Source organism: Ruegeria sp. BG9 (assembly GCF_056538305.1).
On the sequence record NZ_JBQFSY010000014.1, the window covers coordinates 67,781 to 91,460 of the forward strand.

At 51.4% G+C, this 23,680-nt stretch carries 14 protein-coding genes; 3 read left to right on the plus strand and 11 right to left on the minus strand.

Going from position 1 to position 23,680, the window contains the following annotated elements:
- Window positions 1-402: 402 nt before the first annotated feature.
- Window positions 403-6,285 (plus strand): PA14 domain-containing protein, encoded by a 5,883-nt coding sequence (locus ACR0I8_RS21170; RefSeq protein WP_480703608.1) that lies wholly within the window; start codon window positions 403-405, stop codon window positions 6,283-6,285.
- 485 nt (window positions 6,286-6,770) lie between these two features.
- Here the strand turns inward: ACR0I8_RS21170 and ACR0I8_RS21175 are convergent, their stop codons facing one another.
- Both ACR0I8_RS21175 and ACR0I8_RS21180 read right to left on the minus strand, forming a co-directional pair.
- A complete protein-coding gene (locus ACR0I8_RS21175) occupies window positions 6,771-7,970 on the minus strand; it encodes a hypothetical protein (protein ID WP_170693388.1) in 1,200 nt (399 codons plus the stop codon).
- Between the two features lie 150 nt (window positions 7,971-8,120).
- On the minus strand, window positions 8,121-9,710 hold the full coding sequence (locus tag ACR0I8_RS21180) for a hypothetical protein (RefSeq protein ID WP_170693386.1): 1,590 nt from the start codon (window positions 9,708-9,710) through the stop codon (window positions 8,121-8,123).
- 343 nt (window positions 9,711-10,053) lie between these two features.
- On the opposite strand from ACR0I8_RS21180, the gene ACR0I8_RS21185 reads away from it, so the two are divergent.
- A complete protein-coding gene (locus tag ACR0I8_RS21185; RefSeq protein ID WP_170693385.1) occupies window positions 10,054-11,688 on the plus strand; it encodes a hypothetical protein in 1,635 nt (544 codons plus the stop codon).
- Between the two features lie 21 nt (window positions 11,689-11,709).
- On the opposite strand, the gene ACR0I8_RS21190 is transcribed toward ACR0I8_RS21185, so the two are convergent.
- Genes ACR0I8_RS21190 through ACR0I8_RS21205 form a run of 4 tightly spaced genes read right to left on the minus strand, consistent with a single transcriptional unit; the run spans window position 11,710 to window position 15,621 of the window.
- Entirely contained in the window at window positions 11,710-12,447 is a 738-nt protein-coding gene (locus tag ACR0I8_RS21190; protein WP_170693382.1) for an SDR family oxidoreductase, read from the minus strand.
- Window positions 12,444-13,769, minus strand: a complete 1,326-nt coding sequence (locus tag ACR0I8_RS21195) for an FAD-binding oxidoreductase (protein WP_170693380.1) — start codon at window positions 13,767-13,769, stop codon at window positions 12,444-12,446. The genes ACR0I8_RS21190 and ACR0I8_RS21195 overlap by 4 nt, the downstream gene beginning before the upstream one ends.
- On the minus strand, window positions 13,766-14,194 hold the full coding sequence (locus ACR0I8_RS21200) for a GtrA family protein (RefSeq protein WP_170380976.1): 429 nt from the start codon (window positions 14,192-14,194) through the stop codon (window positions 13,766-13,768). Before ACR0I8_RS21200 ends, ACR0I8_RS21195 begins: the two co-directional genes overlap by 4 nt.
- Window positions 14,191-15,621, minus strand: coding sequence for a UbiA family prenyltransferase (locus ACR0I8_RS21205; protein WP_170380977.1), 1,431 nt, complete (start codon window positions 15,619-15,621; stop codon window positions 14,191-14,193). The genes ACR0I8_RS21200 and ACR0I8_RS21205 overlap by 4 nt, the downstream gene beginning before the upstream one ends.
- A 327-nt stretch (window positions 15,622-15,948) precedes the next feature.
- Between ACR0I8_RS21205 and ACR0I8_RS21210 the strand changes: the two genes are divergently transcribed.
- A complete protein-coding gene (locus ACR0I8_RS21210) occupies window positions 15,949-16,893 on the plus strand; it encodes a hypothetical protein (RefSeq protein WP_170693378.1) in 945 nt (314 codons plus the stop codon).
- Window positions 16,894-17,135: 242 nt separating this feature from the next.
- Here ACR0I8_RS21210 and ACR0I8_RS21215 read toward each other — a convergent pair whose 3' ends face one another.
- The 5 genes from ACR0I8_RS21215 to ACR0I8_RS21235 all read right to left on the minus strand — a co-directional run bounded on the left by ACR0I8_RS21215 (window position 17,136) and on the right by ACR0I8_RS21235 (window position 23,070).
- Window positions 17,136-18,530 (minus strand): hypothetical protein, encoded by a 1,395-nt coding sequence (locus ACR0I8_RS21215; protein ID WP_170693376.1) that lies wholly within the window; start codon window positions 18,528-18,530, stop codon window positions 17,136-17,138.
- Window positions 18,531-18,539: 9 nt separating this feature from the next.
- Complete coding sequence (locus ACR0I8_RS21220; RefSeq protein WP_170693374.1) at window positions 18,540-18,932, minus strand: GtrA family protein; 393 nt, start codon at window positions 18,930-18,932, stop codon at window positions 18,540-18,542.
- A gap of 7 nt (window positions 18,933-18,939) precedes the next feature.
- On the minus strand, window positions 18,940-20,028 hold the full coding sequence (locus tag ACR0I8_RS21225) for a glycosyltransferase family 2 protein (protein WP_480703610.1): 1,089 nt from the start codon (window positions 20,026-20,028) through the stop codon (window positions 18,940-18,942).
- Between the two features lie 265 nt (window positions 20,029-20,293).
- A complete protein-coding gene (locus ACR0I8_RS21230; protein WP_170693372.1) occupies window positions 20,294-21,592 on the minus strand; it encodes a glycosyltransferase in 1,299 nt (432 codons plus the stop codon).
- A 350-nt stretch (window positions 21,593-21,942) separates the two neighbouring features.
- Window positions 21,943-23,070, minus strand: a complete 1,128-nt coding sequence (locus tag ACR0I8_RS21235; protein WP_170693370.1) for a DegT/DnrJ/EryC1/StrS aminotransferase family protein — start codon at window positions 23,068-23,070, stop codon at window positions 21,943-21,945.
- Window positions 23,071-23,680: the final 610 nt, after the last annotated feature.

A 23,680-nucleotide genomic window follows, 5' to 3' on the forward strand; every position in this document is an offset into this window, starting at 1 on the left:
ACGCTCGGCAATGTCTCGCTTGCTTGAATAGCCCTGAGTATTTCCGGGTTGTGGGCAATTTGAGGTCTGGGTATGCCATTGTTCAGGGATGGTGAACTAGTTTTTTCGTTACTTCAAATGTTACTCGATTCTCGCGGCTTACGGGTCGTGGAAACGCTTGGAATGGACAAAATGAAAAGGCGGCTGGGATGGCACCTAAACTGAAGTACTTAGCCTCGGATAATAATTCGACGGCAAACTTTGAGACACCCGGTTTACAAAATGGACACAGTTTCGCCGCAGATATGATCTTGTGCCAGCTTCCTGCCGCACTTTCGCCCTTCTGGACCTGTACCTCCTGACCGACCACCACATTGATTGGAGCCTCACCAGGGTTTCATCAAATGCACCAAGGATAACGTAATGAGCAGCATCGACACTCGGATTTTCGGCATTCCGACCGAAGGCTTGGGCTTTATCGCAGAGTACTACACGTTACCCCAATGGGTTTCCAGTATTTCGGAGGTAAACTTCGATCTAACACCTGACGCGGTTGAGGTGGTTTCGGAGCTGGATATTGAACGCTCAACTGAAGCGTTCTGGGATGGCGGTCCCCAAGACTCGTTTGCAGCAAAGTATTCGGGCGCCCTGAACGTAAGTCAGGCTGGCGTCTACACCTTCTACCTTACGTCTGATGACGGTTCGGCATTGTACATTGATGGACAGCTTGTCATCGACAACGATGGAAACCATGGTGACAGGCTGATTCAGACCGACATTATGCTCGACGCTGGGTCCCATGATATCGAGATCCGCTATTTCGAAAGCGGCGGTTTACAAACGCTCAAGTTGGAATGGGAGGGTCTTGATACCGGCGGCGACAGGCAGCTGATCAGTTCTAACGTCGTGGACTACTCTATTTCTGATGCCGCAGAAACATCCACGGAAGGCTTTGACGAAGCTTCTTCTGATGCAGATGTTGCGCCGCAGGCGACAGAGAGTCTGGGACTTTTTGCCAAGTTTTTCGAACTCCAAGGCGGTACTTCGCGTCTGGAGCAGATCGACTTTAACGCCGATCCGGTTTCGGAGATGATCCTGTCCGAAGTCGCATTCGAACGGGGTCGGGATGCATGGTGGGACGGTGGCGCGCGGAATAGATTTGCCGCCGAGATCACGGGCCAATTGAATGTCGAGACAGCTGGGGAATACACAATTTATCTGACCTCGGATGACGGCTCCGCGCTGTTTATCGACGGTGAACAAGTGATCGACAACGATGGCTTGCATGGCGACGTCATGATCCCGGTGACACTGTTCTTAACTGCAGGTTCGCATGATCTTGAGCTTCAGTATTTCGAGAACAAGGGTCGACAGACCTTGGTCTTGGAATGGAGCGGACCGGATACTCAGGGTGGCAGAACTCTGATAGCGGGAGACAGCCTGAGTCATTCGCTGCCAGGCAGCGTTACCGATGATGACGGCACGGATGGATCGGATACGACCGGCGACACTGTTGATCAGGTGGATCAGGGCGGGACCGATGATGGCGACCCGGGCCATGGTGATCATGTTGACACCGACGGTGGCGATACGGGCCACGACGGTGGATATGATGGTACTGATGGATCCGATACCACCGACGACACTGTCGATCAGGTAGATCAAGGCGGGACCGATGATGGCGACCTGGGCCATGGTGATCATGTTGACACCGACGGTGGCGACACGGGCCAAGACGGCGGAAATGATGGTGCGGATGGTTCCGATACCACCGACGACGTGGTTGATAACGGTGATCAGGGCGGGACCGATGATGGCGACATGGTCCACGACGGGGGAGATCATGGAACAGACGGTGGCGATACGGGCCAAGACGGTGGAAATGATGGTACGGATGGTTCCGATACCACCGACGACGCTGTTGATCAGGTAGATCAGGGCGGGACAGATGATGGCGATGCGGGCCAAGGTGATCAAGTTGACACCGACGGTGGCGATATGGGTCACGACGGCGGGCATGACAGCAATGACGACCAAACATCACAGAACCGTGGTCTGGTTGCTCAGTATTTTGTTTTGCCGACAGCGGCTTGGAGCCTTGCTGAAATTGATTTTGACGCAACGCCCGATCTGACAAGCACCGTCTCGGAGCTGAATTTCGAGAACTCAAATAACCCGTTCTGGGAAAATGGCGCACAGGATGAATTCGCGGCCCGTTACAGAGGTACACTGAATGTTGAAACGGCCGGTTCATACACGATTTACCTGACATCCGATGACGGGTCCGCAGTCTACCTGAACGGTGAGCGCATCATCGACAATGATGGCCCTCATGGAGCTGTGACCATTCCGGTCGTGGTCGATTTGGAAGCTGGCGAGCACGACCTCGAAGTCCGCTATTTTGAGATTTGGGGCGACCAGGTCCTGAGGCTGGAGTGGAGTGGTCCTGACACGAACGGTGTAACCGAAGTCATTTCCGGAGATAGCCTCGGTCATTCGTTGCCGGACGGCGATACCGTACATGATGGTCATGACGGTACGGATGGATCCGATACCACCGACGACGCTGTTGATCAGGTAGATCAGGGCGGAACCGATGATGGCGATGCGGGCCATGGTGATCATGTTGACACCGACGGTGGCGATACGGGCCAAGACGGTGGAAATGATGGTACGGATGGTTCCGATACCACCGACGACGCTGTTGATCAGGTAGATCAGGGCGGGACAGATGATGGCGATGCGGGCCAAGGTGATCAAGTTGACACCGACGGTGGCGATATGGGTCACGACGGCGGGCATGACAGCAATGACGACCAAACATCACAGAACCGTGGTCTGGTTGCTCAGTATTTTGTTTTGCCGACAGCGGCTTGGAGCCTTGCTGAAATTGATTTTGACGCAACGCCCGATCTGACAAGCACCGTCTCGGAGTTGAATTTCGAGAACTCAAATAACCCGTTCTGGGAAAACGGTGCACAGGATGAATTCGCGGCCCGTTACAGAGGTACACTGAATGTTGAAACGGCCGGTTCATACACGATTTACCTGACATCCGATGATGGGTCCGCAGTATACCTGAACGGTGAGCGCATTATCGACAATGATGGCCCACATGGAGCTGTGACCATTCCGGTCGTGGTCGATTTGGAAGCTGGCGAGCACGACCTCGAAGTCCGCTACTTTGAGATTTGGGGCGACCAGGTCCTGAGGCTGGAGTGGAGTGGTCCTGACACGAACGGTGTAACCGAAGTCATTTCCGGAGATAGCCTCGGTCATTCGTTGCTGGACGGCGATACCGTACATGATGGTCATGACGGTACGGATGGTACGGATACCTCCGACGACGCTGTTGATCAGGTGGATCAGGGCGGGACCGATGATGGTGACGCGGTCCACGACGGCGGAGATCATGGAACGGATGGCTCGGATACCACCGACGACGTGGTTGATAACGGTGATCAGGGCGGGACCGACGGTGGCGATATGGTCCACGACGGCGGAGATCATGGAACGGATGGTTCTGATACCACCGATGACATGGTTGATCACGGCGATCATGGCGGGACCGATGATGGCGACATGGTCCACGACGGCGGAGATCATGGAACGGATGGTTCTGATACCACCGATGACGTGGTTGATCACGGCGATCATGGCGGGACTGATGATGGCCATACGGGCCACGATGATCATGCCGACAGCGACGAAGTGGATCATGGTGGTGAGAACCTTCCTGGCACGATCCCAGAGCCAACTGACCCTTCCGAACATGACGCGTTTGTTGCGGCGGTAATGGCCGAGCCCAATGCGCACGCGCATGGCGACAATATGACTATGTCCACGGAGCATGGTGCGCTGCTGGATCTTGTTGATCGCTCTGACGCCACCCATGTGGCCGTATCAGATGGCGATTGGTTTGACCCCAACACCTGGTATGAAGGGCGCATTCCGGACGAAGGTGCTAACGTCTTGATTCCGAAGAACATCGCAGTCACCTACAATGGTGTGAGCGATGCATCACTGTTCACAGTTCGTGTTGATGGTGAATTGTCCTTCGCGACCAACATTAACACGCGCATGGTCGTTGACACGATGGTTGTCGACACATCCGGCCGACTTGAAATTGGAACAGAAGACAATCCGATTGCAGCCAATGTAAATGCCGAAATTGTGATTGCCAACAACGGTGACATTGACGTCAGTTGGGATCCGACTTTGCTGTCGCGCGGTGTTATCTCGCATGGTCAAGTCGAAATTCATGGTGCAGAAAAGCAAGCTTTCTTGACCGTGTCGGAAGCCCCGATGCGTGGGGAAAACACTCTGTCGCTTTCCGAAATCCCCGATGGATGGCAAGTCGGTGACAATCTGGTTCTAACAGGAACGCACCAAACTGGGCATACTGGTACAGCTCTTGGCTACATCGAAAGCCAAGACGAAGAGATCACGATCACCGCTATCAACGGCAATCAGATCACATTTGAACCTCCACTGGAGCATGATCACGATACACCGCGTGACGATTTGTTTGCTTACGTCGCGAACATGTCCAGAAACATTACGTTCTCGAGTGAGGATGGGGATGCCACGCAAACTCATCACCGTGGACACGTAATGTTCATGCACAATGACGACGTCGACGTCCGCTACGCAGCATTCGAAGACTTGGGGCGGACCGACAAATCCACACCCGCCGCACTTAGCACTGCTGATTTGGGGGTTGTAGAACCGGACAGTAACATCCAAGGTCGCTATTCATTCCATTTCCACTTGACGGGCACTTCTGATCAGGACAACCCGGCGATTGCTGTTGGAAATACCGTTGATGGCTCGCCTGGCTGGGGATTTGTCCACCATTCCAGCAATGCTAACTTCGCAGAGAATGTCGCCTTTGATGTTTTCGGGGCTGCATTTGTAGCTGAAGCCGGTGACGAGACAGGCTCCTGGTTCAGAAACATGGCGATCAATGCCCAAGGTACAAACTGGGGTGATTGGGAAGTCAAGGACGGAGCACGCGTCTCGAGTCAAGATACCGGCCATACTGGCGACGGGTTCTTCTTCGCAGGCCGTTTGGTTGAGGCAGCGGAAAACGTTGCAGCGAATACCAACAATGGTTTCGTCTGGATGATGCGCAACAACAAGGCCGATCCTTCAGTCGATAACTTGGATCACCCTGAGATAGGGTATGGCCGGGATACGATTCTGAACAACCTGGCGCCGATTCAAGGGTTTCGCGACAACGAGGCTTTTGGCACCAACACAGGGATCATCGTCATCAAGGATTTCCCTTGGCAGACGCAGCATGATCTTCGCACTGTTTTTGACGGTTTCTTGAACTGGGAAACTTCCACCGGCGCAAACCTGAGCTACACCTCGCACTATACGTTCATCGACTTCGATCTCATCAACGCGAGAGAGCGCTTGGGCGACGTCAATAACTACGGGATAGACTTCGGAACAAACATCTACGACATGGTTCTAAATGGGCTGCGCGTGGAAGGTTTTGATGCGGCGGTTGACTTCCGGTCGGATTTCACAGCTTCGTTCCCGGATAGCGATGTTGCAAATATCCTGATTGATTTTGAATCGATCAATAACGGCACGGATATCCTTGGCTACAACCCCGCTGCTCACCAGATACTGACGTCGGACGATTTGACTCCTGGCAGGTTAGAATTTGTCCATGACGGTGGTCTTAGCATCGCGCTAGGTGAAAACTTCAGCTTTGATGGTGTCAGAACCGACTCGATTGGGACCCGAGACCGGGCGTTTGAGCAGGAGCCGCTTCAGATCGAGTTTTATGAGCACATCATCTATCTGATCTCCGAAAACGGATATTACAGGACAGAAGACGGTCGGAACGTGCTTTTGATCGACGACTTTATCACCGATAGAGCAACCGGCGAGGTCATGAAGATCACCCATGTTGTCACGCTTGAAATGACGGACGGTGAACTGGCAAACAACTGGATGATTAACAACTACGCGAACGGTGCCCGGTTTAACGGCATGCTTGATCTGGGAGGTTCGGCTCCGGATGCAGTGGACGACAATTTCTCAACTGGAATGAACCAGGGTGTTCTTGTTGACGTGCTTGCCAATGATTCAGATGCAGAAAGTGCTGAACTCAATGTAAGTGGTTTCACCGACCCCGAGAATGGCGATGTATATGTTCAAGAAGATGGGCAGCTGCTGTACCAGCCAAACATTAACTTCGAGGGCACCGACACATTTGAGTACTGGGTAGCGGACTCGTCTGGTCAACTGTCTGAGGCGACTGTCGTGGTTGAGGTGTGGGACCTATGATCTGAGTTCCGCACGTAATCGGCGGATGTCTTTAGGCCGTGCTGCCGACAAAAGCCATGCTTAGCCGAGTTTGCCTGCTTGCCATCGTGCAAAAGGGTATCTCAGGCGCGTGGCTTTTGGTTATGCTGGCTGGGCCCATTGCCGGTTTGCTTCCAGGTTGGGTAGTGTCGAAAACTATAGTGCTACCCACGTGATCGATGGGCTCTCAACCTAGCGCATTCTACCATTTGTTTTGGCAGTTGCTTCGTTGTGGGCCCAAGGTCCATTCGCAGAAAGTTCCCTGCTCTGTCTTTTGAAATCTTCAGTTTGAGCGACCGGAGGCGTGTCTCGCTGGATCGCTTAGTTGCTGGTGGGTCTTGGTTCAGTACATCGTTTCATTGTCGCGACTAAGGCAGCCAGGGTCGTACTAAGGCCTATTCGCACCGAAACGAAGGAGGTGTGGGCTTCACCCTGATTGGAAGTCGCTTCGGTCCTTCGCTCGCGGGTTAAGTGGCCGGTAGTGCAATATGGTCAAGACCCAGTAGAATGAATGTGCTTTTGAGTGTTTTCCAGGCAATACCGCCCCAAATAACGTCCACGAAGTGCGAAAATCCCCAAACTACATTGAAAACCAAAAGAACCGAGAACATCCGTATTGGCATTTCTTGAGTATTTGTTCGTTTTGGTACACCAAAGCTGATCGCAATTAGCAAAGTGAAAACAACAGCGGTTGTATGCCAACTGACCCATCGGCCCCAATCTAGGGCAACAACGTAAAGCGGCAGAAAAAGGAATGCCGACGCAATGTAGGCACGCACAAAAATGCGCCCGCCTATTAGGTAGGATCCGGTGACCAAAATCGAGACTGCAGTCAACGCATACAAAAGCGCAAAGGAAAAGACATTCGATGAAAACAAAACCCAAAAGGTTGCCGTCATGTATTCGCTCAGGGGAATCTCAAGCGCCTTGATTGCGCCTTCACACATTTCCGCCGAAACACCCGCGTTCAGTATGGGCTGACATACGGCCATATAGTCAGTCAACTCTCCAAATGCGAACGCAATTAGCACGGCGATCAGGCAAGAACTGCCGATAATTCCCAACAAGGCGACGAAGTCCAACCGCGAGATCACCAGTTTAGATCGAGCCAGCCAAAAGCAGAACGCAAAGAAGGGCGCAAAGAAAAGGTTTCCCTCGTGGCTAATAGTTGCGAACCCGAAGACGACAGCCGAAAAATAGATCAACAACTTGTTCGGAGTATGTTGACTGGCGGCAAACAGCATCAATGCAAAGGCAAAAAAGGAAATCAATTCCTTCCGCAAACCACCTTGACTGTCCAGTGCCCAAAAACCGATAAAAAAGCCCGGGGACAGGATCAAAAGCCAAAGGGTTGAAGGACTGCATTTTCGCTTAAGCGCAACAGTAATTAGTCCCACGGTTGCAAGCAGCAAGCCGATCTGCACTACGACAACCAATAGCAGGACATCAATCGACAAACCCTGTGCTACCTTAAGCAGCATCGAGCCCATCATCCCCCGGCGGATAGTGATTTCTGTACTGTTGATAAGCCAATCACCCTGTTTCCAGGAATTGCCGCCAAGCAGAAAGTCCTGATAGGCAGTCCAGGCGATGAAGAGTGTGAATCCCCAAATCAAAAGCATCGGAATGGAGTAAATATATCTCTGCAAAGTAATGGCCTGTATCAAAAGTTAACTACGCCTGAGTAAGGGGAAACATCATAAGCCAAGCCCAGCGTGTGTAAAAGAGGACTAGGAATCCAACTCACCTTGGGCATTGGGATCGTTGCGTATATGAAACCCTTCTTTAATCCGTCTGCATTTACACGCTTCAAAGGTTCAACTTCCGTTTCTGCGTAAAAAAAACAAGACGTCATCCGAAGTCACGTTCGCCGGTTCTAAGGCCGAATACACTGCGCTTTGTCTGAGGCAGTCTGCAAGCTGGTCTTGGATTTTAAGTACGATGATGCTGGGACCTTGGCGGTCGATTTGGTTGCAGTACTCATTGTAGTTTTTTGGCAGGTCGTATCCTGCTGGAATCTCTAGATCGACCCACCAGTTCTTTCCAACGATAAAATCGGTATTGGCCGCATGTGGAAAGCCATGGCGTGGTTCGCGCAACCGCCAATGTTCATACATCAGATTCGGCGCCAGAAAATCGCGTGACCCACTGGGCAGTGTCTCTTGAACCTGCGCGATCTGGTTGGACAGCAGATCGATCTCCTCAGCTGTATCGTCCCGGGATGAAAACCAACGGACATGCTCCAGCGAAATCCGCCATAGTGGCAGCATTATCAAAAAGACCAGTGCTAACTTTAGCACTTCGCTTCCCGTTCTGGCTTGCAAAGGCCCACGCCACAAAAGTGCGGCGAAGAACCCTGTTCCGATAGCAAAAAACGGTACAAACAGTTGTAGGTAGTGTGACCAAAAATGCTTGTAGAGTATCGCTGCCTCGATCAGGCCGGGCAATATTAAGGTTATCACTAAGATATCTGTCCAAAGACCCCTTGTTTGGTTTGATAGCCGCGTCTTTCGACCTTGGAGCAAATGTATAACAGCTGCGATCGCAGTGGAGACCGAAGCCAGTGCGAGGAAGGGAAAAACGGGCAGAATGCGATCGGTGAACCAGCTGTGTTGCTCTTTCAAATTGCTCGTCAATGGTTGGAGGATCAGGTCTTGTCTTAGCAACTGCATTCCATCCAGAAAGGCCTGTAAGTTCCCGGTAAGAACGTATGGCATGACGTTCGTCAGCGCTCCTGCCAAACCGACGGCAGCTATCCAGATTGTAGCGACACAAACGGCCTTTAGCAGAGTAACCCCTGTTAGTATGAGGCGCAAAGTCAACCAGAATGCTGCGCAACAGAGACACAGCAAAAAATAGGGGCGTATCCCTATGGCAAGGCTGGCAAGCAGAGCTGAAAAAGCGAAAAGCCAAATAGATGGTGTTTTTCCAAAGCGGATGGGCGCAACCGCAGCCATAAGCAAGGCTATTGCGCCAATTGCCGAGGCGCTTGCCAAGGGATTGATGTGGTAAATCCCGCCGGGAAGGAACGCAAAACTCGCTAAGCTTGCGACTGCTGACGTTTGCGCACACATCGTTGTAACCCGATCCGGCAGATCCAATCCGGAGACAAGAACCTGCCGAGTGACAAACGCCGTCGCAATCGCGCCACCCAGCATCGCAAAGATGGAAAGGATTTGCCAAGCCAGAACGCTGTCGAATGCGGCTGGGATAACGAAGAGGAATTGGTTAACTGGCAGTTTGTCATCAAACTCAACCGTCCAATGTAGGTCGTTTTCGAGAAGACGTTGGCCGAAATACATCATATGGTTGATGTCCCAGCTCCAGCGTGTGTCGGACAGGTTAACTGCGTAATCCAGGAGCACTGATAAAATAACGACAACAAGGCAAAGCCTGAAAAGCAGCATGGCGTTCTCCAATGACCGTTACTATCGCTAGCTAAAACGAAAAAAAAAGCTAGTGGACATGCGCAAAATTACGGACTCGTGGCAATTTCCCATCAAGGTCAGACCTTCAGGCGAGACCTCATTTCTGATTGACTGACAGCAGTGCTTTGGTCGGCGCAACAATTCGAAAGGGCCAACAGAGCTATTTGTCGGCAACCTTGGGTGGAGCACAGAGAGCATCGCCTTTAACAGTGGGGATTTTAGCGTGTTCAGTCTGTTGAGATTGAACAGAAACCCCCAACTTGAGTCCGCAACGCTTTTCCGATTAAATCACAGATAATCAAACGATTTCAGAGAGAATTCGATGCCAAAGGATATTGCCCGCTCGGACAGCCCGTTTGGCATTGCGATATTAGTCCTGGTTATTGCTTTCGGGGGCGTGCAGCTCTTTTTTTGGACAGATCGCAGTATTTGGATTGATGAAGTTTCTCAACTTCTGAACTTTCCTTTGGACAACCTGGCGCAAGCCTTTGGCCCCTTGCCGCAGGCGCAACAAGCCGGCCCGCCCGTTTTCAATCTGTTTTTGCATTCGATTTCACACCTATCAATTCAAACGGCTCGATGGATCGTGATCCTGACGACGCTTGGCATCATCACTATTGCTATGGCCTTCGCTTTCGACAGGCGCCCTATTCCAATTGCTGCAGGTCTATTTGTGCTATTGTCGCAGCCATCTTTCCTGATCAATGGCTCGATGTTGAAGTTCTACGCATTCGATGCGGCTGGTTTCGCCATATTTACTGCCTGGATCTACTGCAAAAATCGTGACGCACCCTTTGGTTTACGGGACATGGCGGTTTTGTTCGTTGGGTTGTTTTTGGGTCTATCTACAATTGTCGCAGGGTGTCTGGTGGTAGCTTTTTTTCTGCTCTCACGTCTGAAACGGGGACATTTAGAGTGGAAGGAGGTCGCTTTGGCCGCGCTCTTCTGCGGTGTTGCCGTGGCGTATTACTTGCAAATCGGGTACGCGACAAAAATTCAATTGACCGGGTTTCCTGACGCATATGGGGCTCTGGGTTTTGATGCCCTGAAGCGGTTCGGTGAAGCCACCATGCTCTTGTTGCAAACACGAGGGGTATTGATTGTGCTGGTACTTTTGGGAAGTTCCGGCGCCGCACTCATTATTCTTGGTGACACTCGACGTTCAAAACTTGTCAGTTTGTTGCTGTTCACCGCAACTATCGTTTTGGCCTTTTTAGTGTTGGCTGCAATAGGCAAATACCCTGCGGTTAGCTCACGTCATCTTTTTTGGATTTTGGGGGTCGTAGGGGTTCTAGCTGGAGCGGTGGTCGATACGTTGCTCGTACCACGCGATGACCGACACCGCCGATTAGCGCTGGGCTGCTTGATAGTTCTGGGAATTGCTTTTGCAGCTTCTGGGTTAAGAGTGGCGATGAAGTGGCCTCCGCAATTGGTCGAAGGTTCAAGCGACCAGGTGGTGGAGACGCTTGCCAATTTGCCGCCCTCGGACGTGCTGTATTATTTTGGAACCTTCCGTCTGATTCCGCTGATGATCGAAAGGGGCGCGCCAATTGCTCAGCACCGGTTCGCACCTAGCCTTTCGACACAAAGTGGTGCAATCGACCCATCTTACTTCGATTCAGAATGGAACGAAATCGATGGCAATCTGTTCTCGGAAAAGGTTGAGAACATCTTGCAAAACGATCCAATCGGCTGGGCAAAGATGTACATTTTGTTGCGCCAAAGAAGTGATTTCAGGCCGTTGGCACGGTTCGTTCTGGATTCCGGACCGTCGGATGGCAGGACTTTTTACATAGCGTCGATACATGCGAGCTGGCCTGGGTTACCGGGACGGGCAACCGCAGGACTGAGGCAGGTATTGGACGAAAGATCATGTTCTTATAAACCAGTTGCGGTTTTTGACACTCTGCTAAGCCCGGGTTATGTGCTCGAAGTCAATTGCCCACCGTCCGACTGATAGACGGAAGCGCCTTGATCATTACAGCTTCATCTTTTTGAAGATGTTTTCAGGGATGTTGCAGATGATTGTCATGATCAAAAACCAAATTGAGCGGACGTAGATTACATTTCTGCTTTTTTTGACTGCCAACGCTATCTTTTCGGCCACTTCTGCAGGTTGAGCCGTCAGTTTTTTGGGCAGATCGAGATTTTCAGTCATACGCGTCGCAACGAACCCGGGCAAAACGGTGATTACATGCACACCTTTCTTGGTCAGTCGATTGCGCAGTCCAGAAAGGAAGGCAGTGAAGCCGGCTTTGGCCGAGCCATAGAAATAATTTGTGGCGCGGCCACGTTGACCGGCCACCGAACTGATCCCAATAATTACACCTGACCCACGATCTTCGAACCGATTGGCTAGCTCGGACAGAATGCCGACAGGGCCTTCATAGTTTGAACGCATCACAAGGCTGGCGGCTGTCAGGTTACTTTCGCTATCCTCTTGCTCGCCCATATAGCCGATTGCGCAAGCAGCGACCTCTGGAAGTTCTGGCAAACTGTCGAGGAAACCAGCAAATCTGTCGGGGTGCAGCGCGTCGAATTCATGCAGCGTGACTTCTACATTATACCGGGTGGAGATATCGTCGCGATCAGGAGCCAATTTCTGAGCTTCGCGCGCGGCAAGTTGGACGGGGTGTCCTAGGCTGGCGAATTTTTTTGCTACGGCGAGACCAATGTCGGAACGCGCGCCAAGGATGAGTACGGGGCCTTTGCTCATAGTGCAAGCCTTTCGGATTGTGAGGATTGAAAGGCCACCGATGCATTTCTGTTCTGCCGCTGTGCGATAAAAGCGGCCGTACGCGTGTCGCTTTCCATCAATGTTTGGGCTGACATACGGGCGTCCTTGGCAAGATAGAATCTTCCACCGTGCGCTATCGTTATTTGATCAAGGCGTTCCAGCAGGCTGAGGTTCTTGTCGGTGGCGGGGAAATCTAGCGCTAGAGTATAGCCGAGCATTGGAAAAGAAAACGCGCTGATTTGTTCTCCGAAACGCTTAAGAACCGCCAGAAAAGAGCCAGAGCCGGCCTCAGAGATCGTGTCCAGTAAGGCGTTTAAGCCCTCACGGGATGTCTCCAAGGGCAAAACGCATTGGAATTGCAGCAAACCTTTGCGACCATAGACCCGGTTCCAATTCAATATCGCATCTAACGGATAGAAATAGCTATCCCAGTCCACAATGCTGTCACCGGCTTTACGCAACCCAGAACGGTAGTACAGCGCGTTAAAAGCCTTCACTGCAGGGCCCGACATTGCAAAGCTTGGAAAGTCAAACGGCACTCGTTTCATTCGCCGAGGGCTCATAGCGTAGCGGTCTAGTTTTTGCCTAGCGCTTAACATATCGAGCGAAGCGTGCTCTCCGAGCATCACCAATGATCGACCGCGGTTCGCGCCGCGCTTCAGGCAGTCAATCCAGGCAACCGAGTAAAGACTTTGGTCATTGGCCTCAAATACTTCCATCGCCTCAGCAAGATTGCTCGCGGGGATCATTGTCTGCTGGATCCAGCCTGTCTCGACCCGCTGTAACCGGATCGCGGCCCGAAGTATTATTCCAGTCAGCCCCATGGCCCCTGGTATACTGTTGAAAAGCTGCTGATTTTCGTCGCGCGAGGCACGGTGCACTTGGCCCGAAGCGTCCATCACATCGACCCATTCCAGTGACTTGGCCATTGAACCGTCACAGTGGTGGTTCTTCCCGTGCACGTCGGCGGCGATCATTCCGCCAAGTGTCACGTATTTTGTCCCGGGCGTCACAAGAGGAAACCATCCACGCGGCAGGAAGGACGAGATTACGTCGGCCAGCAGAACGCCAGCTTCTGCCACAAGGGTTCCAGTTTCATTGTCAAACGAAATCATGCGGTTGAAGTGCCGCATCTCAATTGTACCGCGCCGGCTGATCGCACTGTCACCATAGGAACGTCCGTTGCCCCGTGCGATGACACCCCCGCAACGCAACGCAGAAGCTAGTTCGACGTCGGACCGCGGGGCCTTGACTATCGGTGCATAAACGACTGGAAATCGACCCCACCCACTTAGCATCATGTCGCACGTCCAAGCGAAAGGGTTGAATCGGTGAACACAAATCGCCGATCCAGATTGTACTTGACCACATAGCCTATGGTTAGACCAACAATAGCCCCAATCTCGCGAGCCAAATCGGTCCCCCATATCAGCCAGCAAGCGGTTTCAGTACCCCAGAAGATTGCAGTCGTAGCTAACCCCATAATCGTATAGAGCGTGAACTTTTTCCTGTGCTCAACCACTCCGGAGGACAAGTCGTAAAAAATCCAACGTTTGTCCAATAGGTATTTGATGACCAAACCCACGAGGGTTCCAGCACATAGTGCGACAACAAAATGGGTTAGGCTTTCACCCCACATCAAGAAAACCCGTTGCGTAGCAAGGTTCCCGGCGGTCGCGATGATCGCGAATGTTCCATACCGAAGTATCAAACTCCCCAAGGTCATAACAAGGCACCCCAAACAGCACAAAACAGTATGGCGAGAAAACACAACTGGCTGGTTCTGTCTTTCGCGGCAAAGACGACGGGGTCATCATGCATATGCCCGCGGTGGGTTATCATGGTGACACGAGTCAACCAATACAGAAGAATCAAACACACCACCCAAAGCGCAGTAGGAGAGCGATACAATTCCATCACGTTGGGAGAGTTGATGTAAAGCGCCATAACCAGAACTGAAACATATCCGGAAGAGATAGCCACCTGGCTGATTAGCGGCAGGTCGTCGACCTGATAGCCGCGTCCTGTGGCTTCCATTGCGCCACGCTTGGCGGTATCGATCAGTTCGGCCTGGCGTTTTACTGATGCAAGTGAAAGAAAGAAAAACACCGAGAATGCCAAAAGCCACACAGACAATGGAATCTGGGTAGCATACCCCCCGGCAATGATTCTGGTAGTGTAGAGACCAGCCAGCGTAATGATATCGATTACAATGCGGCGCTTTATGTTTAGCGAATAGGCAGTGGTTGCGACGTAATAGAAGGTCATGGCGCCCAGAAAAGCCCAATTGACGCTGGCGGCGATAATAGCGCCTGTGGCAAGCATTCCGAAGGCCATCCAAGTTCCATGAGCGATTGGGATCGCACCTGATGCAAATGGGCGCTTGCACTTGCGCGGATGTGCGCGATCAGCGGCTAAATCCAGAAGATCGTTCATGACATACGCACTGGACGCGACCATGGAAAATGAGATGAACGCCAGCAAAGACGCCCAAAATGTCCCCCAATCATACTGGTGAGCGGCTAGCATCGGAAGGAAAACAAGAATGTTCTTTAACCACTGATGGGGCCGAATAGCTTTTATATACGGCTTTAAGGAAGTGACCTGAGTGCTCAAATGGTCAACCTCTGGGCTAAGATCGTCCACCGTACTGCGCAACTTCGTGGGTGCGTTGACGGTGATTGCACGGTTAGCTTGCGACCAAACCGGAATGTCAGCCTGGGCGTCCCCCATATATGCGAAGCCGTCTTCATAATGGTTTTTCAGAAAGGTGGCCTTCGCCGGGCCTTTGAGGTTTCTCACACCGTCTGACCCATAGACCTCGTCAAAAATACCAAGATGGTCGAAAATGTCCTTGGCTATTGTCTCGTCGCTGGCCGTTACCAGAGCCGTCTGACCGCCTTTTCGCCGCCAGTCTTCGACATAGGCGATAACCTCCGGATCATAGGGGAGCGTTTCGACGTCGACAGGACCTGCTTCGGCGAGCGCGTGCTTCAGCCTGGCCTTGCTGTGCGACAATGCGCTAGCCGACTTAAAGAGTGTTTGCCAGTTTTTTCCCAACGCGCTCCAAAAAGTTTCGAAGAGTATGTCGGATCGCAAAAGCGTTCCGTCTAGGTCAACCACCAGAACTGGTTTACGTGCTTCACTCGTCATACGAACTAACGGCCAAGGCCCCTCAAATGTTTTTTAGATAACTAGAGTCTAATTGACTCCGATATGCATATAATACGGCGGATGTATGTCTGGCGAGGAGCTATTTCACAGACAGGTCAAAGGTATGGCTCTATGGCCGCAAAAGGCCATTTCATCACCTAATTTTAAGGCAAACATCGGTTCTTATTGTTTCGATTTTGGCGATAGTGACCGTATTGATGGTGAATTTAGAGGCGAGCATTCAGTAAACGCTTGATCCAGGATGTACTTTGAAAAAGAGCGCTATATTCTCTCTGACAGACAACCAACCGACATGGAGTTTAAGCAGTGCGATTTTTGAGTGCAGCCCTTGTTTCTTTGATGGCCTTTTCTTCTCTACCCACCGACGCAAACGGCGAAGTACAACAAAGGCGCGCCACGGGTGCATACATGAACAGCCTGTACGATCGTATCCCTCCCATGATGAAACTGCTGACCGAGGCAAACGGCGAGCAGTTTTTTGCGGCACAGGGCAGTTATGGCGTTCAGCCCCCTGCAGCGCCAAACTGGGATCAAAACTGGATACGGTTTGGTGTTCCATCCACCGGGGCTGGAAATTCGTGGCCTGCCGTAGATCGGGCAAATGTCACGGATATCTTTATGGTGACAGATAACTTTTCCGGGCCACCTGCTTACACGTCACAAGGCCCTGACCCCGATCCGAGTGTTGGTGGCCCTATTCCCTGGGGAGTTGCGGAAGGGCAGTCTACCGTTTGGGCAGGGATGTTTACTGTTGTCGTATCCTCTCACGAAAAAAACACGTCTGGTCAGCCGAATTACTGGATCTACGAGGGTTGGTCGGATGGGGGCAAACTGTTTGATGAGGCAACAGGTGCAGGATCTTCGCGCGATTTTGCCGCTTGGCGTGAAAGAACTACGACCCAATTCAACTATACAGGATGGTTCGACAACTTGGTCAAGCGGGTGAGGGAAAACGTTCCTGATGCGGCATCCCGCATCAAACTCATTCCTGTTGCGCGTACAATGGTATCTGTGATGGAAAACACGCCTGCGTCAGCGCTTTCAGCCGATGACTGGTTTGCAGACGATGCCCCTCATGGGCATGACACTTTGCATCTGCTGGCAGCGATGATCGTGTATTCGACTATCTTTGAAGAAACGGCCCCTAGGCCTGATGTTTCCGGCTTGGACGTCAACGGGGTATTCATGGACAACTATGACGAAATCGCATCTCATGTTTTTGAAGTTGTCACTCCCTACATAGGATCCTGAGGACGATATCGAACGATTCTGACCACATTCCCAACCCCAGTTTGTGGGTTGCTTTACTGTGGGCTGGGTTCTCTGATCGTAGTAAAATGCAGCCTAGTGAATTTGCAGCGTGTACTGGTTCGCTTACCAGATCCCTAGGGCTGAATGCTGTCTGGTGCCAGTTTTAGAAACGATAGGATGGTTGCCAAAAAACCTTCCTGTCTGCTAACGGCCACTTCGACCGTTGCCTTCAAAAGGTTACTTCAGGTACGGGGTTTAAAAAGGATGCATATTGCCCTGCTGAAGGCTAACCCAGTGAACAAAAAGATAACGTGCGAATAGCGAAAGTCCGGTGTCGGCGCCAACAAAAACAAACCGAATAAATGTGCAGGAACGGCAAGTAAAAGGGCTATCTCCAGCCCATGACCAGCTGGTTTGAACAACAAAACGACGAGCAAGATCATCGCCGCTGCCAAACATAGCCAAGGTTTGTATGGCGGGAAATAGGCCAGCTTGTTAAAGAGCAAAGACAACTCTTTTTGGAGCAATGTCTGTTCCGAAATAGGTGGTACAATCCGTTGCATTTCTTCTGAATAGTTTGCGGGATCAAACAAGACCGGTTGCCAAAGTGTTTTTCGGAACGCCAACACCCAATCAAATGCAGCGAGGCGATGGCTTAGATAGGCCTTCGGTTCGGTAGTAATGGCATGGCGCCAAGAGTTAAGTATCTCAGATTGTTGTTCCGGGTCCAAAGCACCAAAGGTATCAGTCGGGACATGAGTGTCTTGGGATTGATTCAGTGCATTTAGTCCGGGTTGATCCCCGTAGAAAACATCTTGCCAATCACGCGGTGAATAACTTTCACTCAGATCCTGAGGCGTAAGACCTTCGGTGAGCGGAGTCGGTAATTTAGAGTGCAAACGGGCTCGCCGTTCTCCTTCTGGCAGAAAGGCGATTGTGCCGCTTACGTCAAAAAGGGCAACTGACAACATTGGGTTTTCCGAGCGATCGGCAATATGGCCATTAATACTCATCGACCCAAGCGCAATGCCCAGGGCCAGCCCGGCGCCCAGGCATATAGAGCCTGTAAACCCCACGACACGGTGCGGACGGATGATGCAGATCGCTAGAAGCGACAACAGAGGTGTCAAGCAGAAAACTGCATTCACACGGGCCAGAAGGGCCACCAACGCGGTCACCAAAATAAGTGCAACCATTGGTCTTTGAGGCAAACGGTTCGAATAAACACCCGCTAGGGCACCGCTCAGCAAAGTGAGCATGCCTGCCATTAGAATGTCTTTCCAGATTGCTCCGTTGATACCCAATATTGGCGGGTAAAACATTAACAAAAAAAGTAAGACTGCCCCAAGCCGTGGGGCATATGGAACCAAAGCTGCGTACCAAAACAGTATCAACCCGCCCCACAGCAAAGTGGTTTGCAGGACGAGCATGCCGACAGATCCCGAAAAGAACTGACCCATAACTCCGAAAAGCAAAGTCATGAAAGGCGAGTGCCAATCTCCGATTTCCCCACTGCGGGCCTCAAGCAACTGGACAACTGAGTCCACACTCATAAAACCAGGAAATAAGATGCCCAAGTAAAGAGCCCAACCGAACACAAACAAGGCTACAGGGAATGTAGATGCCGAACGTGTCATGACGCGGCCTCAGCTGGTCAGGAAAACAATGCGCCGAGCGCCAAGATAGTTGACGACAAGCCCGGCTGCCGAGCCGACGGAAAGCGCAAAAATCGCGTTGACGACTGTTTTTTCGATAAACAGCAAAACCAACATGTAAGTCATTAAGTTTACAATCGCTCCAAGGATTTGAATCGTAAAGTAGCGCATGATTTGCCGACCGGTTCTGGTACGGCTCGCCGTGCTAAAGGTCCAAATGCGGTTTAGCCACCACGTGACGAAGACAGCGACCGGGAAAGAGAGTATCCGGGCGACATAGTGAGAAACACCGTTTTCCAGCAACAAAGCAAGCACAGTGGCATCAGTAATGAACCCGATTGTGCCAACGACACAGAACCGAAAGAAACTAGTATACCGCGGCATCCACCAGTCACTCGCAGCGATTTCTGATCGGTACCGAAAGGTAGTGTAGCCGCTTCATTTCACGCCGCCCAAGCGTAACGGTGTCTAGGATCAAGCCAGCAAAGAACGACAGGACGGAAATAATGGCGATGGTTGCGGCCAGAATTGCCGTGGGAAAACGTGGTACAAGCCCGGTTTCGATAAACTCGGCGATAATCGGGTATCCAAGCGCCAAGGACAGTACCAGCAGGGAGGCGGCGATTGCCGAGAAAAAAGGCATCGGGCGCTCTTCCTTTATTAAAGTGAGGATAAGCCGCAAGATGCGAAAACCGTCTCGAAACGTGCTGAGTTTGCTTTCGGATCCGGGTAACCGGTCGATATAAGCCGTTTCCTCGTCCGCGATAGGCATGCGCAACTCTAGGGCGTGCACTGTAAGTTCGGTTTCGATCTCAAAACCTCGCGACAACGCTGGGAAGCTTTTAACAAACCTGCGCGAAAAAACTCGATACCCGGAAAGCATGTCACGCGTGCGGTCTCCGAAAATCCACCGCACCAAACCGGTCAATGCCCAATTTCCAAACTTATGCCCGGGCCGGTAGGCTTCCTCAATATTCGTAACACGACATCCAGTTACCATATCGAGGTTCTGCGTTAGCAGCATATTTACCAGACGCGGGGCCGCGGCTGCTTCGTAGGTGTTGTCGCCATCGACCAGCACATAGCAATCGGCATCGACATCGGCGAACATTCGCCTCATGACATGTCCTTTGCCCTGTTGGATTTCGCTGCGCACCACTGCACCGGCTTCTGTGGCTACCTCAACAGTGCGATCGTTCGAGTTGTTGTCGTAAACATATACCGTTGCGTTCGGGAGCACGGCTTTGAAATCGCGTACGACAATACCGATTGAAGCTTCTTCGTTGTAGCATGGTACAAGGACGGCAACGCTGGTCAGCGATGGTTCAGTTTCCGTTGCATTCAGCTTTGGGACATCAAGGTGAACCATAATATCAACTCTAGCGAGCGTTGAAATTTCAGGGCTAAGGATAGTCGGCAATTTCTTCCAAGTTAAGAAGACAAACCCAAAAAGTGGGAACTCTTTAGGTGTGCGCAACAAAAATGTCGCTCTTTGCCAACTATTGCAGCTAAGAAGATTCGATTCTATGTGCCTTCAGATACCGAAAGTTTCTTTTACGTTCGGCTCAATTGTGGCAGAAGGGTTAGGTTCGTGGCAGGTTCAACACTCTTTGCTTTGGTCTGCTTGCCCAAAAAGAGGGCGCGAGGGTTTTAGAGGAAAAAGCAAACGTTCCTTCTTTCACCTGTGTAGCTAGGCCATTATTGGATGCTCAAGATACGGGTTTATTGACCAAAAAATGAACAACTTAGTTGTGCCGCCAAGCTTCTGCAGCTTTGGAAAAGTGCGCCGTGCGCCGCGCAAAAGTCTCTTCGAAACAGTGGCTTCGCATGAAATCTCGACCTCGGCGAGCAGCTTGGGTCAATACTTCACGGTTCTGATCAAGTTTAGCAATTTGGTCTGCCAACTTCTCTGCATCGCCCAAAGGTGTCAAGAAACCGCTACGGGAATGCGCTACAATTCCCTCAAACGCCTCGTTCGCGAAGCCGACTATTGGTAAGCCGCACGACATCACTTCTGAGTAGGTGCTCGACGGGTCACCTTGTGGGTGGCAGCTGACGAATAAGTCCGGCGCATTTTTCAGTAGTGGAACCCATTCTGACAGGAAATCGACGGGCGGGTGAACCTTTACCCGATCTTCAAGTTTAAGTCTTCGAACCGCGTCAACCAGTTGACCTCGCTCGGGTCCGGATCCGTAGATATCAAATTGAAAGTCGACACGCTTTTTGGCAAGCGCTTGCGCAACGAGGGGAAGATAGCGCGTCCCTTTCATTGGGACAAAACGACCGCCGAACAAAAGACGAAGGCGTTCGCTTTTTTTCAATCTGGCCGCCCTTCTTTCCAGGTCCTGGTCGGTCGCCACATCGGCTTTTCTGACGCGATTGTCAAAAAATAGGAACGCGTCAGGGCGCTCAGGTTTGTACGCTTCGAAGACTGGCACACCATTGCACTGCAGTCCGGCCAGCGAGCTAAGCAAGGCTCTGCGTGTTCGCTCCGCGTTCCGAATCCAGACTTTCCTGCGCAACTTAACGAGTGGGTTGACCGGCGACGCATCGATGATCTGAAATTCAGTTTTTAGGGTGTATTCGCACACGTGAATGACCGGAATTCCGCGTTGAGAACATTGCCGCGTCATCTCCGACTGACTGGGATCAAGAAATCCGACCACGGCCCCCGCGTTTTGAAGGCGAGGGATCAAGGCATCAAGTGTTTTTGGCCGTTCCTCAATCCGGTATTGCGTATCGCAATCTTCCAGCACCTCAACATGGTCCATATCTGTCGAGGGAGTCTGAGAAACTTCGGCAAGCGTGGTTACGGGGCCATCCCAGTGTTTGGCATATTCAGCCGCGCCATCCAAATACTTTTGCGTTAGAACCAATCCGCCGTTGGGTCCTCTATGAGCCTTCAACACCGGTATTAGAATAAGTTCATTAGACAGGCCGCGCTCGATCAAAAAATTTTCCAAAGGATTGTAGAAGTCATGACGGCGTGCAACGTAGCCCTGATCCCGAAGTTCGCCAACCTGAAATTCAGTGGGCTTATCCAATTATTCTAGTTTTCTTGTGCAGGTATGGCGAACTCGATTGCTCTGACCAAGCACGGATCGAATAACCTTAGCCCACATTCTGAGCGCCACACATGCGAAGCGTGGCAGGTTTGGGTCGCTGTAAACCTTAACTTTCCCCGGGCGGCCAAATGACCCAGAGGTCTTTGTGTTGCCAGCCAACATGAGCCTTCGAAGAGTTACTCAATCTGTTTGAATATCGAACAGATAGATTGCGAAAGGAGGATTCACAGGTCTGCGTACATCAGCCTGTCAAAGTTGGTTCGGCGGCTTCTGAACTTGGGCGTTGTCTAAGGCACGATTTGTTCGTTGCGACCGGAGGATAATCCACATCAGCGCGTTGGACTTAAAACTATCTCTATGATCCTGTCCTGAACAACCGATGGGAGGTCAGGATAAATCGGCAGGCAGACAATGCTATTCGCAACTCTCCGGGCTTCAGGAAGATTCGATGGCTCAGCTGAAGAATGATGTTGAAAAGAAGGTAAATCAGAAACCAAAGGAAAAAAGTAGCGCCGAGGAAAAATCCCTTCCGCCTCCATTGTCGCGCAAAGTTCGTCGCGGGACAGCGGGTAAGTTGTATCAAGAAGTATAGGAAACATGTAATAGTTATACCGCACGTCCGGCGACGGCTGAACCAAATGTACTCCCTGTGTGCCACTAAGCCGAGCAGAATATTTATTTGCAATCATCATCCGTTGATTGATGATTTCATCCACATAAGGCAGTTGCGCCAAGCCAACTGCTGCGTGGAGTTCGCTCATCTTGCCGTTTAAACCAATCTCTGGCACTGAGGTTTCATGTTCTATACCGTGATTGATCAAGCGCTCCACGGCTGCCTTTGACTGTTCGTCGTGCGTGATGACGGCGCCGCCTTCGAAGGTATTGAATACTTTCGTGGCATGAAAGCTAACAACCGAGCAAGTTCCTAGATTTGTTAAACTCTGACCATTCGACTTCACTCCAAATGCGTGTGCAGCGTCATAGATCAGCGGAATACCTCGGCGGTTGGCAATCTCTTCAAGTGCGGCATGGTCGCAGGGATTCCCGAAGCTGTGTACAGGCATAATAGCGGCAGTGTCCGAGGTTAGATGCCTTTCCACTTGTGCCGGATCAAGGTTAAGGCTTACCGGATCAATGTCCGCAAAAACCGGTTCTGCACCCGCAAGTACAATCGAGTTTGCTGTTGCGACAAAAGAAAAAGGAGACGTGATAACCTGGCCTTTTACCTTGAGGCTGCGCAAAGCCGCGATACAACCGCTGGTACAGTTCGAAACAAGACTTAGATGCGCGACACCCAGATAATCTTGTAGCGCCACTGTGAGTTCTTGCGCCAGTGGGCCGCCGTTTGTGAGAACACGCGAGGACCATATCCGCTCAAGGTAGGGCAGGACATCACCTAATTCCGGAAGGCCGGGCCGAGTGACAAAAGTCGGACGACGATTTTCCAAATCAAGCATTCCTCAAACACAAACATTGACAACTTATGGGTTGGCGATTCTTGTCATATTTATACGAAATTTAGTCACTAGTATGTCGAGAACTTCACCACTTGCGCTTCAATCGGCTACACAAATGAAAAATGCCTGTAAATTATGAAAGTGCACGTTTTCCCGTAGCTTGCGCGAAGCATTTTCGGTCTTGTTGACGCTCCGAAGCGATGGGTTCGGAGATGAAAGCGGCTTAGTCCGTCATGATTTGGGTAACAACGCTATTCTGCTGTACAAAGCTGAAGGAACCGCCCGCGCCGTTTTATGGAAACCCCGAAAAAATGCTGGGTAAACCGTAATTCCGCTGAATTGCAGCGCTGAGTGGCCAAAATGGATTTATGTTCTGGCAGGGTTCAATAGCATTCTGAGAGCGGCCGTTCTGCAACCCAGATTGGTCCGATGATTTCGACCAAAGATGCGTCTTGCGTTATGACATTCTGGTCTTGTTGCACAGATTTGAGCGGGTTGAGTTGTTTTAGCAATCGCTTTTGAATCAGGTGACGAGCTCAGCGGACTGCTGCAACAGGCAGAGTCCGGTCGTGATTTAACCCTGGCGGATCAAGTGCGCCACTTTATTTCC

What these genes read in the sequence shown, in the direction of transcription:
- ACR0I8_RS21190 (WP_170693382.1), bottom strand. Translation starts at nt 12,447, where the DNA reads ATGAGCAAAGGCCCCGTACTCATCCTTGGCGCGCGTTCCGACATTGGT.
- ACR0I8_RS21220 (WP_170693374.1), bottom strand. Translation starts at nt 18,932, where the DNA reads ATGCCGCGGTATACTAGTTTCTTTCGGTTCTGTGTCGTTGGCACAATC.
- ACR0I8_RS21180 (WP_170693386.1), bottom strand. Translation starts at nt 9,710, where the DNA reads ATGCTGCTTTTCAGGCTTTGCCTTGTTGTCGTTATTTTATCAGTGCTC.
- ACR0I8_RS21185 (WP_170693385.1), top strand. Translation starts at nt 10,054, where the DNA reads ATGCCAAAGGATATTGCCCGCTCGGACAGCCCGTTTGGCATTGCGATA.
- ACR0I8_RS21235 (WP_170693370.1), bottom strand. Translation starts at nt 23,070, where the DNA reads ATGCTTGATTTGGAAAATCGTCGTCCGACTTTTGTCACTCGGCCCGGC.
- ACR0I8_RS21195 (WP_170693380.1), bottom strand. Translation starts at nt 13,769, where the DNA reads ATGATGCTAAGTGGGTGGGGTCGATTTCCAGTCGTTTATGCACCGATA.
- ACR0I8_RS21205 (WP_170380977.1), bottom strand. Translation starts at nt 15,621, where the DNA reads ATGACGAGTGAAGCACGTAAACCAGTTCTGGTGGTTGACCTAGACGGA.
- ACR0I8_RS21215 (WP_170693376.1), bottom strand. Translation starts at nt 18,530, where the DNA reads ATGACACGTTCGGCATCTACATTCCCTGTAGCCTTGTTTGTGTTCGGT.
- ACR0I8_RS21170 (WP_480703608.1), top strand. Translation starts at nt 403, where the DNA reads ATGAGCAGCATCGACACTCGGATTTTCGGCATTCCGACCGAAGGCTTG.
- ACR0I8_RS21200 (WP_170380976.1), bottom strand. Translation starts at nt 14,194, where the DNA reads ATGACCTTGGGGAGTTTGATACTTCGGTATGGAACATTCGCGATCATC.